The organism is Rhizobium sp. Root1220, from assembly GCF_001426265.1.
Taxonomy (GTDB): Bacteria; Pseudomonadota; Alphaproteobacteria; order Rhizobiales; family Rhizobiaceae; genus Rhizobium.
Window position 1 is genome coordinate 229,422 of record NZ_LMDG01000034.1, and the last position, 13,380, is coordinate 242,801.

Genomic DNA, 13,380 nt, shown 5'->3' on the forward strand with positions numbered 1-13,380 from the left:
GCATGGCTGATATCATGTTGAACATCCATTCCTTGCGCCCGCCAAAAATTGCCGTTCTACCGGTATTGGCGTTTGTTGCAGCACTCGGCCTTGCCGGCTGCACCACCAGCAACACCTCCGATGCCGTCATAAGTATCGACAAGGCACAAGGCTCGCAGGAAAACATCGCCTCGCTGACATCGGTGATCAATGCCAATCCGAAAGATCCGGAAGGCTATAACGTGCGCGGTTCGGCCTACGGTCGCGGCGGCGATTTCCGACAGGCGCTGAACGATTTCAACACGGCGATCCAACTCGACCCGAAGTTCTATCAGGCTTACGCCAACCGCGCGTTGGTGTATCGCAACATGGGCCAGCAGCAGCAGGCGGTTCAGGACTACAACGCCGCGCTGCAGATCAATCCCAACTACGACGTCGCCCTTATCGGCCGCGGAAACGTCTACCGCACCGCCGGCCAGGACGATGCCGCCTTGAACGATTTCAACAAGGCGATCCAGAACGGCACGACCGACGGCCGCGCCTATCATAACCGTGGCCTGATCTATCAGAAGCGCAATCAGCAGGACAAGGCGATCGACGACTTCTCGAAGGCGATCTCGCTCGCGCCGAATTCGCCTGAGCCTTACAACGGCCGCGGCATCTCCTATATCGCGCTGAACGATGACGACAACGCCTTTGCCGATTTCAACCATGCAATCGAGCTGAACGGAAACATTGCCGAATCATGGGCCAACCAGGCTCTGGTGTATGAGCGCAAGGGTGACAAGCAGAAGGCCGCCCGCTCCTATCGTCATGCGATCGGCCTGGACGCGAAATACCAGCCGGCGAAAGACGGCCTGGCGCGCGTCGGTGTCCCCACTGCCGGTTAAGAGCAACCGGATGTCAGCCGAGCCGCAGGCACTGTTGTCGTGCGGCTCCGGGATATGTTCGCGAATGCTTACGGCTTGCGGATAGATCACCCGCGATCGGCTATCGTCGCATCCCGCAGGATGGCTTTCCGGTAATCGGCAATGTCGGATAGCAGTGCCTCCACGTCGCCGTCATGCGTTCGGGCGCACCGCTCGCGCCTCTTGCGGAGCTACTCGCGTCATGCGAGATTCTGAACGGTGAGCAGGATCCGCTCCTCGTGCCGTTTCGACCATCCAGATTCGGCCAATTTTTCCAGCGAGCAGAAATATCCAAAATGCCGACAACATGTTTTAGTGTGTTGCAAGCGGGAAAAGCTGCCCCTAACATGGCAGCGCTTCGATAGCAGGCTATCAGGAAATCCGGGAGCGCGTGAGGGCAAGTGCGGTGATCCAGATTTTTGCTTTCGTGTCAGTTGGTTGTAATCGCGCCGGCTTAAGCGGTGGCGCGCGTGTGCGAAACACGCGCCCATGAGGTTTCGGCTGTTCCCGAAGGCATCGATCGGCACCTATCTGATCGCGATGGCGGTGGCGATAGCCCTGCCGATTTTCGCCTTGGTGGCACTTCTGCTGGCGCAGCTCGAGGACAATCAACGGTCCATACTCAAGCGTGAAACAGCGCAGGATGCCACGGCGCTTGCCCGCTCCGTCGATCGCCAGCTTCAGGACATGGCCACAACCTTGAGGTTGCTTTCCACGTCGCCCGAACTGGAAAACAATGACTTTGCTTCCTTCCACGAGCGTACGGCGACGGCTCTGCGGGCAAACACGTTGTACATCATCGCGGTCGATGGGACGGGCCAGCAGCTTGTCAACACCCGAGTCGATTACGGCACCCCTCTGGGCAAGGCGGGAAACATGTCCGCGGTTGAATCGGCATTCCGATCCGGCCGTATTGAGGCATCGGATGTGTTCATGGGCAGGACCAGCGGCGAATGGGTCTACAACGTCACAATGCCACTCGACCTCGTGCGCGTCAAAGCGCTGATCGTGACGCAAAGCGCCAAGGATCTTGTAAGGCTTGTGACGATCGACAGCCTTCCGATGGGCTGGTCGGCGGCCATCATCGACCAGAGCGGCCATGTCGTCGCCTCTGCCGGCGCCACCAGTATCGGATTTGGCGAGGCATTCGATCCGCGCATCCTGCCAACGCTTGTCGATTCGAGCGGTGTCTACGAAAACCGGACGGCTCTTCCCAACGCCATGCTGGGCTACGCGCAGATCCCGGGGTGGTCCTGGAAAGCCGTCATCTGGGGGCCGGTCGCCAATGCGCAGGCATCGATTCTAACAACGTGGCGCTTCCTGATCATCGGCGGCATTGCCCTGATGCTCGTGGCGATCCTCGCGGCCTACGCGGTGGCGCGACAAGTCCGCACCACCATCCGCTCCATTGCGGATATGGCGAACAGGATGGGCGAAGGCCATATCGTTGCCCCGATCGAGACCAGTGTCATCGAGGCTAACCAGGTGGCGGTCGCCCTTTCGAACGCCTCCTTCGACCGCAGCCAGACCGAGGACCGCCTGCATTTCGTCATGAACGAACTGGTACATAGAACCAAGAACCTGCTGACACTCGCACAGGCGATGACGCGTCAGCTCGTAAAGCAGAGCCGAACGGTCGAGGAATTTCAGGCCGCTGTCGCTGACCGGCTAGACGGTTTGTCGCGTTCGATCGATCTTCTGACCAGCGAGCAATGGGCAGGCGCCTCGTTTCGGCGTGTGATCAGCACGCATTTTGAATCCTTCCCTCAGGCGGCCGAGCAGATCGAGATCAGTGGTAACGATTTTACGCTCAAGCCTGATGCCGTTCAGAATCTCGGCCTGGCGCTGCATGAGCTGGCGACCAACTCGGTCAAGTACGGCGCGCTATCGGTGCCGCAAGGCCGCGTGCTCTTCAGTTGGTGCAACGTGCAGGAAGAAGGACACGTCGAGACAATGCTCCGGATCACATGGGAAGAACATGACGGTCCGGCGGTGATAGAACCGCTCCGCGCCGGCTTCGGCACCACCGTGATCAAGTATCATGCCGCAGCGGCCTTCAGCGGAAACGTCCAGGTCGATTTCCGACCCGGCGGGCTCTATTGGGTGCTCACCGCGCCACGTCGGATCCTGGAACGCGCATAGAGCACTGGAACAATCGCAGTGACCGTCCGTTTCGAAAGGTATTCGAAAGGAGAGCACTATGTTCAGGAAAACGATGATCGCCGCGGCAGCGGCAACAACGGCGGCTCTGGCGAGCCCTGTCGGAGCGGCAGACTATATCACGCTCGGCCGACTTGTCTGCGGGTCGGATGGCGGCCAGGGGCTTATCGTGACATCGCAAAAGAATCTGTCCTGCACCTTCACCTCCGCGGCAGGTGGGCCGAAGGTGGTTTACGCCGGGAAGATACAAAAGTTTGGGCTTGATCTTGGCGAGACCGGCAAGAGCGTGATGATCTGGCAGGTGCTGGCAAAGACAGGCACGAATATCCCCGATTACGCGCTGGCCGGCGAATATTACGGCATCGGCGCCGACGCGAGCATTGGCGCGGGTGGTGGGGCCAAAGTCATTGCCGGCGGCACAAACAAATCCTTCATGCTGCAGCCTCTGAACCTGCAGGCCCAGGAGGGCCTCAATCTGGCGGTAGGCGTCGAGAAAATGACGCTGGCGCCGGCCGCGATCTGAGACCAGCTCGCGCCCGACGGAAAAGGCTCGCCTCAGGCGGGCCTTTTCTTTGCGCCATGGAGCCGCTCGATGCGGGCGATCGCCGATACGTCAGTGGTTTATCGCCTTGTTGATTTCTTCCGTTACCTTCTTGGCATCGCCGAGCAGCATCATCGTGCCATCCTTGTAAAACAGCGTGTTGTCGATGCCGGCATAGCCGGAGCCAAGCGATCGCTTCACGAAGATGCAGGTCTTGGCCTTGTCGACGTCGAGGATCGGCATGCCGTAGATCGGCGAGGTCTTGTCGTCGCGCGCCGCCGGGTTGGTGACGTCGTTGGCGCCGATGACGTATGCGACGTCCGCCTGGGCGAACTCCGAGTTGATGTCTTCGAGCTCGAAGACCTCGTCGTAGGGGACGTTCGCCTCGGCCAGCAGGACGTTCATGTGACCCGGCATGCGGCCGGCGACAGGATGGATCGCATATTTCACTTCGACGCCGTTCTTCTTCAGATTGTCGGCCAGTTCGCGAAGCGCGTGCTGCGCCTGCGCAACGGCCATGCCGTAGCCGGGAACGATGATGACCTTCGACGCATTGGCCATCAGATAGGCGGCATCCTCCGCCGAACCCAGCTTCACGGTCTTGTCCGAATTGTCGGCCCCGCCTGAGACCGTCTCGCCGCCGAAGCCGCCGAGGATGACCGAGACGAAGGAGCGGTTCATGCCCTTGCACATGATGTAGGACAGGATCGCGCCGGATGAACCGACCAGGGCGCCGGTGATGATCAGCGCCAGATTGCCGAGCGTGAAGCCGATGCCTGCGGCCGCCCAGCCCGAATAGGAGTTCAGCATCGAGACCACCACCGGCATGTCGGCACCGCCGATCGGCACGATCAGCAACACGCCAAGCACCAGCGACAGGGCGATGATCGCCCAGAAATCGAAGTGGCTTTCAGTCACCGCAAGGCCGATCACAAACAGGACGATCAGCACCAGGAGCGCGGCATTGATGAAGTGCCGGAAGGGCAGCATGATCGGCTTGCCGGACATGCGTCCGTCGAGCTTGAGGAAGGCGATGATCGAACCGGTGAAGGTGAGCGCGCCGATCGCCGCACCTATCGCCATCTCGACACGTGCTTCCGCGTGGATCGAACCGACATTGCCGATGCCAAAGGAAAGCGGCGTGTAGAGAGCCGAGGCCGCGACCAGCACGGCCGCGAGGCCAACCAGCGAATGGAAGCCTGCCACCAGCTGCGGCATCGAGGTCATCGGGATGACACGAGCGATATAGGCGCCCGCACCTCCCCCGATCGCAAGACCGAGGACAATCAGCGCGAAGCCGAAAAGGGATGGCGTGGCCAGCACCAGCGTCGTGAGGATGGCAATCCCCATGCCGACCATGCCGTAGAGGTTGCCCTTGCGGCTGGTGGAGGGATGAGACAGGCCGCGAAGCGCCAGGATGAAGAGCACACCGGAAACAAGATAGAGTAGAGCTGCGATACTGTGCATGCGGTCCTCACCTGTCCTTCTTTTTGTACATCGCCAGCATGCGCTGGGTGACAAGGAAGCCGCCGAATATGTTCACCGACACGAGCACCAGCGCGACGAAGCCAAAGCCGGTTGCCAGGCCGCTCGTGGAGATGCCGACGGCAAGCAGCGCGCCGACGACGATGACCGAGGAAATCGCGTTGGTGACGGCCATCAGCGGCGTATGCAGCGCCGGCGTGACCGACCAGACGACGTAGTACCCGACGAAGATCGCCAGCACGAAGATCGCGAACTGGAAGACGAAGGGATCGATCACGCCGCCTGTCGCAACGCTCGCTGCCTCCGGGGCGTTCGCGGCGGCAGCGACCACGGCACTGACGGCCTGGTCCAGCTGGTCGAGCGCCTTGTCCATTGCTTCACTGGCCATCAGTTGTCCCCCTTGCTGGCGCCGCCGAACGCCGGATGCACGACCGCGCCGGCATGGGTCAGGATCGTCGCCTTGATGAGCTCGTCGTCGAGGTTGACCATGATCGCCTTCGTTTCCTTGTCGATCATGGTCTCCAAAAAGGTGACTATGTTCTTGGCATAAAGCGCAGATGCGCTCGCCGCGATCCGGCCAGCCATATTGGCGAAACCGATCACGCGGACACCATCGACATCGGCCACCTTGCCGGGCTTGACACCCTCGATGTTGCCGCCGCGTTCGACCGCCAGATCTACGGCGACGGCGCCCGGCTTCATCGACTTCAGCATGTCACGCGACACCAGCCTGGGCGCCGGGCGCCCCGGGATCAAGGCCGTGGTGATCACGATGTCCTGCTTGGCGATATGTTCGGCCACAAGTGCCGCCTGCTTGGCTTGATATTCGCCGGACATTTCCTTCGCATAACCGCCCGCGGTCTCGGCCGCCCTGAACTCGTCGTCCTCCACGGCGATGAACTTCGCGCCGAGCGAGGCGACCTGTTCCTTGGCGGCGGGACGAACGTCGGTCGCCGAAACCGCAGCGCCGAGACGCCTTGCGGTGGCAATCGCCTGAAGGCCAGCGACGCCGGCGCCCATCACGAAGACCTTGGCGGCCGGAACGGTGCCGGCGGCTGTCATCATCATAGGCATGGCGCGGTCGTAGACCACGGCCGCCTCGATAACGGCCTGATAACCGGCGAGGTTGGCTTGCGAGGACAGGACGTCCATCGATTGCGCGCGGGTAATGCGCGGCATCAGTTCCATCGCGAAGGTGGATAGACCGGCCTTCGCCATGCCGGCGATCGGCTCGTCGTTCCCATAGGGGTCCATGATGGCGATGACGACGGCGCCGCTCCTGTAGGCTGATATCTCTGCCTCGGTCGGACGCCGCACCTTCAGCACGATATCGGCAGATGCAGCGGCATCGACAGGTCCGATCCGTGCGCCGACCGCCTGGTATTCGCTGTCCGGTATGCGGGAAAGCTTGCCGGCATCCGTCTCGACGATAACGTCGAGACCAAAGCTCCTCATCTTCTTCACGGTTTCAACGGACGCGGCAACGCGCGTCTCGTTTCCCGTGGTTTCCTTGGCCACGAAAACAATATTGCCCAACCGCCCCCTCCTCCGGGTCAGCAAGACCGCAGCAGATCTCCCTGCTCGCTCAAGCGTTCATTCAAAAGCTTTTGAAAACCGTCTTTCGCGTTCGCTCAGCGAAGCAGGACGAGACCGGCGATAAAGATAATGAGGAGAACGACGAGGCCGCCGAGCAGCCCGGCACCGGCGAAGAAACCTGCAGCCATGCCGAACAGCAGCGCCACCAGGAAAAGCGTGCCGTATTTCGCGGCCGCCAGGAACATGTTGTACGTATGTTCATGTTCCTTGTAGTCCATCTGCGCGCCAACTTCGGCAGGCCCGGTGTGGTGCTCGGCCATGATTTTCGTCTCCCTCATAAATGCCCGGCCGGCTTGATATGCGGCCGTTCGACTGCCGTGATTCCCTCGATCCCACGATGGGAATTCCCTCAGGAGGCTTACACAAACGCTGGCAAAAGCGCAATGCACGAGAACGCCGCGGCCCGGCGGCGTTCTCGTGCCAGAATCGGCAATCAGATCAAAGCGGCAGGTCGGTTCCAAGCTGCCCCACGGGCACGAACCGCGCGGTCGGGATGATGGTGAGCGGTGGCAGGGTATCCGACGGATCGCTGCGCGAATACATCATGCGCTGCTCGCTGGCGCTGGAGATGAAGAACGGATAGCGCGTCAGAAGCTTGCGCCCCACCTCGATGACATTGGTTGCCATCAGCGTCAGGTCAAACCCGTAGGTCTCGGTCATTCGGCTTTCGACGACCGTATCCGCATAAAAGACTCGCTTGTAGAAAGCCGCATGCGCTGGGCGTACGTGCTGCATCACACGGTCCGCGCGAAAATGAGCAGCGGCGACGATGTTCGGACGCAGCGTGAGATAGGGAATCCACGGCATCTCGCCACTGAGTTCCGGGTCGACCGCAAATCGGGCTGGGTCGATCAGGCTGAGGCCGGCATCCAGGAATGCATCCATTTCGACCGGAAAAATTCCGCCGGACTGGGAAACGCGGTGATCCGGCGTCACGTGGTGGATGCGAATCGTGCTGACGAGCTGTTCATAATAATACAGCCCGAAAACATAGGCCTGACTGTCGAAATCCTCCTCGTCAATCATGCTTTTGGCGGCAACAGGCAGGACTTCGCGAGCCTTGTAGGCCTTGTAGCGCAGGCGTTCCACCGCTTCCATGTCTTCGCCGTTCTCGATCCGACGGTATTCCACGTGATCCATTATTTCGAGAATTTTAGTGCTGAAATCACTCGTCTTTAAAGGGTTGTCCGCCATTGTTTCCCGGCCCGCTTGTTAACGATTCATTAATCATATGAAACCGGCGGGAGGGCAAGACGATTAGAAAATTTGCCTTGGATTTTAGTTGTTAAGGTTAATGATCGGAAGTTTTCGCAGGGTCGATCGCGGCCCATTGAACGGCAAGTCGACGGCTTGGGAACTACGCAACCTTCGGTCGACGGCGGGGCGGAGTGCGGCCTGCGAGGCTCTGCGACAGGATGGCGATGTTCTGCGACGGTACGGCCGGTGAGAAGACATAGCCCTGCACGAGATCCGTCGCCTTGTACTTGTTGAGAAGGGCCAACTGCTCCATCGTCTCGACGCCTTCGGTCACGATCTTCAGACCGAGCTCGCGCGCAAGGTTGACGGTGCCGCGCAACAGCTTCAGGCGACGTCCGTCCTCGACAATGTTGCGCAGGAACGAACGATCGATCTTGACGATATCGAGCGGCAGCGTGTCGAGGTAACTGAGGCTCGAGAAGCCGGTGCCGAAGTCGTCGATGGCGATCGTGATCCCGCGGGCACGCAGTTCCGCAAGGATTGCGCGCACGGCAGCCGGCTCGTCGATCAGGCAGCTTTCGGTGATTTCCAGATGCAGCCTGGAGGGCGCGAGCCTGGATGCCTGAAGTGCTTCCGACACGACGGCAAGAATGTCCGCATCGCGCAGATCGCGGGCGGAGAGATTGACCGAAACCGCAATGTGCTCGGGCCAGGTCATGCAGTCCGCGCAGGCCTTCATCAGAATGAAGCGGGTGATGTCGGAGATGATCCCCATCTCCTCCGCGAGCCTGATGAAGACATCCGGTGGAATGGCGCCCTTCTCGCGATGAACCCACCGCGACAATGCTTCCGCGCATTCGATCCGCGAGCCGTCGGCCTTGAACATGGGCTGGTAGGCGACGCTCAGGCCCTTGCTGCTTACTGCCTCGCGCAGGTCCGCCTTCAGCTTCTGCTGTTCGATATAGCGGCCATCCATCTCCCGCTCGAAGCCCGAAATGCCGCCGCGCTCCTTGGACTTGCTTTCGGAAAGGGCGAGATCGGCCTTGATGCTCCACTCCTCCATCGCGAAAGCGTCGCTCTCCAGAAGCGCAAAACCCGCGCTCAGCGAAACGAGGAACGTCACGTCGTCTGCTTCGTAGTTGCCCTGTATCGCTTCATGCACGCGGCGGATTTCGGCATCCAGCGCGGTCATGTCTTTCGCATGGGGGAAGAACAGAATGAACTGGTCGCCCATCAACCGGCCGACAATGGCCTTGCCTGCCTCCTCTTCCACTCGCGCGGCAATCGCGCAAAGCAGGCGGTCGCCCGTGATGTGACCGCGCATGTCGTTGACATGCTTGAACTCGTCGATATCGAGGACCATAAAGCCGACCGGGCCGCGTCTCTTTGGATGACGGGTCAGATAGTCCTGAACGAGATGGCTGAAGTAGTCGCGGTTTGGAAGCCCGGTCAGCGAATCGAAACGGACCATGTGCAGGATCTTCTGCTCGGCCTTCACGCGGCTCGATACATCTTCGAAAATCAGCACCGCACCGCCATCTGCACGACGGCTGGCGGAAAACTCGAGCGACAGATCCTCCGGAAAGTGAATGAGCGTTCGCGAGAGTTTCCCTTCGGCCACGTGCGTCATCTGGCGCAAGATCAGCTCCGGCTGGGTCGAATCCATAAAACTGTAGCGCGCGCCGTAGCGCAGCACGGCGCCGAGATCGCGATCCTTGAGCCGCTCGGGATCCCCTATCTTCAGCAGGTCGCACGCCTTGCGATTGATGACCTGGATGCGATTGTCCGGATCGACCATCACCAGCCCGTGCGGCATGTTGTTGAGGGCGGTATCGAAGCGGTCGGCGATCAGCGAGATCTGCCGGTGTGCGATGACATTCTCATAGAGAAACTCGCGCACGCCGTTCGCCATTGCCCGCGTGGTGAGGCCGAAGGGAATCAAGAACGCCGACAACACCGCGCGATAGAGATCCAGCGCCATCAGGCTGCAGATGATCATCGGCAGGCAACAGGCAAGCGTCTGCAGATCTATCGCCTTCTGCGAACCGTAGTTGCGGCCGACGACGGAAACCATGGATGCCATGGTAACTGCGATACAGGCGAGTTCGGCAAACGGGTCCTGCAGCATGAAGATGGCATAGCCGCTGCCGATACCGAGAATCCCGGCCGTGGAGGCCGCTCCAATGACGTAGACCGTTTCCCAGTGTTCGATCCGTTCGCGCGTCAGGTTCCGCTTGTCGACCCTGTCGAACATGCGGAATGTGACCATCCGGCCGGCAAAGACAGCGAGAAAGCAGATCGAGAGAAAAACATAGAACGGAGAACCGGCCTTTGCCGCGACGGCAAGGAAGGCAACCACATGCACGACGACGCCCGCGACGAGAGTCATGCGATTCCCGAAGAGGGAACTGACAAACGACAGATAAACGTCGGTAGGGACCCTTGTCGGGTTATGTGGCTTCATCCATACTTTCCCTGTGCGGCGAAACCTTAACGCCAACCCTTTAAAAATTGATTTCAGGCAAACCATACATTTGGTGTAATTTTCTAAAACCCAGGGATGAATTTGAAGAATTATAAGGGCTTATGCAGCCTGACAGGAAGCCTTTCCTACGTTTTTCGACATCCATGGGTTGTTTCCGGCAGGCAACCGCGAACAGCGGATCGGATAATCTTTACATGTCATAAGGGTCGCAGCGGCATGTCCATGAAGACGATATGCGGCATGAGATCGGCCGGATACTGATGGTAAGGCGAACAGTTGCCAAAGCCGACGGATCGGTAAAGCGAGATCGCTTCGATGAAAAGTGCCGCAGTATCGAGGCGCATCAGTCGAAAGCCGTCGCCGCGCGCGGCATCGATCAATGTCGAGCAAAGGTGTCTTCCGGTGCCGCGCCCATGGCCAGCCTTTCGCACGAACAGCCGCTTCATCTCGCATATCGTATCGGACTGCCTGCGGAAGGCGCCGCATCCGACGACTGCACCATCCGCCAGGGCAAGAAACGCACGCCCGCGCGGCGATCCATATGATGACGAAAGCGCGGCCAACTCCTGTTCAAGCAACTGCGTCCCGAACACAGCGTCGACAAACCAGCCGAGTTCGGAATAACGCTCGCGGGACCACTCCACATATTCGCGAACCATCGACGCGAAATGCCGATAATGCTCATCCGTGGTTACCGAAATAATGGTCACCATTGCTATCCGGCCCCCCTTCGGAGTCTCCACCTGTCCCCCGCATATAAGACTATAATCCAAGGCGGAGCCATTATCCTTTCAATTTGAAAACCCCTAGTCTACACCGGTTGCAAAGCAAAACGCGCCGCAAAGACGCGACAATACGGGGGAAAGGCATGCCGGTATTTCTGACCGTCAGCCGGTTGATCGATGCGGTCAGCCAATTCATGGGCAAGCTGTCCGAATACATGGTGCTGTTCTGCTGCCTGATCAGCGCCGCCAACGCGCTGATCCGATATTCGTTCAACTACAGTTCGAACGGCTGGCTCGAGATCCAATGGTATCTCTTTGCCTTCGTCGTCTTGCTCGGGGCCGCCCATACGCTGCGCATGAACGAACACGTGCGCGTCGACCTGATTTACGGGGCCGTGTCGAACAGGGCGAAGATCTGGATCGACACCGTGGGCCTCGTCGTCTTCCTCATCCCGGCCTGCATCTTCCTGACGTGGCTCTGCTGGCCATTCTTCCTGCTGTCATTCCAGCAGCAGGAAGTATCGGCCAATGCCGGCGGCCTGATCCGCTGGCCCGTCAAGCTCATCCTTCTCCTGGGTTTCGGTCTTCTCACCCTGCAAGGCATCTCGGAGTTGATCAAGCGGATCGCGGCGCTGACCGGCCATATCCAGATCGACTCGACATACGAAAAGCCGCTTCAGTAAGCCGCCCCCGGAGGAAACCCTTTGTTTGATTTCGGTATCATTCCGCCGGCAATGTTCGTGGGCATGGTTATCTTCATGCTCTACGGCTTCCCGGTCGCCTTCTCGCTCGCCGCCGTCGGCCTGTTCTTTGCGATTATTGGCATTGCCACCGGCCATTTCAGCGAAGCCTTCCTGCAAGCCCTGCCGCTGCGGTTCTTCGGCATCGTCTCAAACGATCTGCTGCTTGCCATTCCCTTCTTCACCTTCATGGGCGCGATTCTCGAGCGATGCGGCCTTGCGGAGGATCTGCTCGAAGGAATGGGCAAGCTTTTCGGTCGCATCCCCGGCGGCCTCGCCTATGCGGTCATTCTGGTGGGTGCCGTTCTCGGCGCCATCACCGGCACAGTCGCTGCCTCTGTCATCACCATGGGTGTGATCTCATTGCCGATCATGCTGCGCTACGGCTACAGCCCGAGGCTGGCAACCGGCGTCATCGCTGCCTCGGGCACGATCACCCAGGTCATTCCGCCCTCGCTGGTGCTCGTTGTGCTTGCCGACCAGCTCGGCAAATCGGTCGGGGACATGTACCTCGGCGCGATCGGGCCATCGATCCTGCAGGTCGCGATCTTCATGCTCTACATCCTCACCCTGTCGATCGTGAAGCCGAGCTCGGTGCCGCCGCTGCCCAAGGACGTGCGCGGCGACTTCACCTGGGCGCTTCTGTTCCGGGTACTGGCGGGCATGGTGCCGTCGATCGTGCTGATCTTCCTCGTGCTCGGCACGATCTTCATGGGCCTTGCGACCCCCACGGAGGCTGGCGCGCTGGGCGTCGTCGGCGCCATGGTACTTGCCGCGATGAATCGTCGCCTGACCTGGCCGCTTGTGCAGCAAGCGATGCGCTCGACCATGCACATCACCTCCATGGTGGTGATGATCCTGATCGGCTCGACCTGCTTCAGCCTCGTCTTTCAGGGCATGGATGGATCACGCTGGATCGAGCACATGCTGTCCGGAATTCCCGGCGGCCCGGTCGGCTTCCTGATCTTCGTCAATATCTTCATCTTCGTGCTGGCCTTCTTCCTCGATTTCTTCGAGATCGCCTTCATCGTCATTCCGATGCTGGCGCCGGTGGCATCCGCACTCGGCATCGATCTCATCTGGTTCGGCGTTCTGATCTGCGTCAACATGCAGACGAGCTTCATGCACCCGCCCTTCGGCTTCGCACTGTTCTATCTGCGTTCGATTGCTAGCCGGGACGTCAAGACCTCCGACATCTACATGGGCGCCCTGCCCTGGGTCGGGATGCAGCTGATCCTCGTCGCGATCGTGATCTTCTGGCCGCAATCGGTCACCTACTGGCTCGACAAGGGTCCGCAGGTCGATCCGAACTCAATCAAGATCGAAGTCCCCGGCTTCGGCAACAACGGCTTGTCACTGCCGCCCATGAGCGCGCCGGGCGGTGCCTCGCCGCAAATCCCCGGCCTCACCCTACCGCCGATGAACGGGTTGCCCGAGCAACCGCCCGCGTCGGCACCGCCGGACCTGAGCAAGCCACCGGAGATCAAATAGAAATGCCGAAAAGTCGCCGAGAGACACCTGTGGGCTCGCCGGCTGGCTTCCAGCCAACGCTTCGAGCGGCCAC

Annotated in this window: 12 protein-coding genes; 5 read left to right on the forward strand and 7 right to left on the reverse strand. The window is 60.1% G+C overall.

Annotation, left to right across the window (positions count from 1 at the left end):
- The first annotated feature begins 2 nt into the window (after window positions 1–2).
- The 3 genes from ASC90_RS22425 to ASC90_RS22435 all read left to right on the forward strand — a co-directional run bounded on the left by ASC90_RS22425 (window position 3) and on the right by ASC90_RS22435 (window position 3,570).
- A complete protein-coding gene (locus ASC90_RS22425; protein WP_056545432.1) occupies window positions 3–869 on the forward strand; it encodes a tetratricopeptide repeat protein in 867 nt (288 codons plus the stop codon).
- Window positions 870–1,376: 507 nt separating this feature from the next.
- Window positions 1,377–3,029 carry a sensor histidine kinase gene (locus ASC90_RS22430; protein WP_056545434.1) on the forward strand — a complete coding sequence of 551 codons (1,653 nt, stop codon included), beginning with the start codon at window positions 1,377–1,379 and terminating at the stop codon, window positions 3,027–3,029.
- Between the two features lie 58 nt (window positions 3,030–3,087).
- A complete protein-coding gene (locus ASC90_RS22435; protein WP_056545436.1) occupies window positions 3,088–3,570 on the forward strand; it encodes a DUF992 domain-containing protein in 483 nt (160 codons plus the stop codon).
- 90 nt (window positions 3,571–3,660) lie between these two features.
- On the opposite strand, the gene ASC90_RS22440 is transcribed toward ASC90_RS22435, so the two are convergent.
- The 7 genes from ASC90_RS22440 to ASC90_RS22470 form a co-directional block, all read right to left on the reverse strand.
- Complete coding sequence (locus ASC90_RS22440) at window positions 3,661–5,055, reverse strand: NAD(P)(+) transhydrogenase (Re/Si-specific) subunit beta (RefSeq protein WP_056545438.1); 1,395 nt, start codon at window positions 5,053–5,055, stop codon at window positions 3,661–3,663.
- Window positions 5,056–5,062: 7 nt separating this feature from the next.
- Window positions 5,063–5,461: a proton-translocating transhydrogenase family protein gene (locus ASC90_RS22445; RefSeq protein WP_056545440.1), complete on the reverse strand. Its 399-nt coding sequence runs from the start codon at window positions 5,459–5,461 to the stop codon at window positions 5,063–5,065.
- Entirely contained in the window at window positions 5,461–6,609 is a 1,149-nt protein-coding gene (locus ASC90_RS22450) for a Re/Si-specific NAD(P)(+) transhydrogenase subunit alpha (RefSeq protein ID WP_056545442.1), read from the reverse strand. Before ASC90_RS22450 ends, ASC90_RS22445 begins: the two co-directional genes overlap by 1 nt.
- A 95-nt stretch (window positions 6,610–6,704) precedes the next feature.
- Window positions 6,705–6,929, reverse strand: a complete 225-nt coding sequence (locus ASC90_RS22455) for an aa3-type cytochrome c oxidase subunit IV (RefSeq protein ID WP_056545444.1) — start codon at window positions 6,927–6,929, stop codon at window positions 6,705–6,707.
- A 178-nt stretch (window positions 6,930–7,107) separates the two neighbouring features.
- Complete coding sequence (locus tag ASC90_RS22460) at window positions 7,108–7,863, reverse strand: hypothetical protein (RefSeq protein WP_056545446.1); 756 nt, start codon at window positions 7,861–7,863, stop codon at window positions 7,108–7,110.
- A 163-nt stretch (window positions 7,864–8,026) separates the two neighbouring features.
- The gene (locus ASC90_RS22465) at window positions 8,027–10,330 is read right to left on the reverse strand and encodes an EAL domain-containing protein (RefSeq protein WP_056545448.1); all 2,304 of its coding nucleotides are present in this window, start codon (window positions 10,328–10,330) and stop codon (window positions 8,027–8,029) included.
- A 218-nt stretch (window positions 10,331–10,548) separates the two neighbouring features.
- A complete protein-coding gene (locus ASC90_RS22470; protein ID WP_056545449.1) occupies window positions 10,549–11,064 on the reverse strand; it encodes a GNAT family N-acetyltransferase in 516 nt (171 codons plus the stop codon).
- 155 nt (window positions 11,065–11,219) lie between these two features.
- On the opposite strand from ASC90_RS22470, the gene ASC90_RS22475 reads away from it, so the two are divergent.
- Both ASC90_RS22475 and ASC90_RS22480 read left to right on the forward strand, forming a co-directional pair.
- A complete protein-coding gene (locus tag ASC90_RS22475) occupies window positions 11,220–11,759 on the forward strand; it encodes a TRAP transporter small permease subunit (RefSeq protein WP_056545451.1) in 540 nt (179 codons plus the stop codon).
- Window positions 11,760–11,780: 21 nt separating this feature from the next.
- Entirely contained in the window at window positions 11,781–13,307 is a 1,527-nt protein-coding gene (locus ASC90_RS22480) for a TRAP transporter large permease subunit (protein ID WP_056545453.1), read from the forward strand.
- Window positions 13,308–13,380 lie beyond the last annotated feature (73 nt).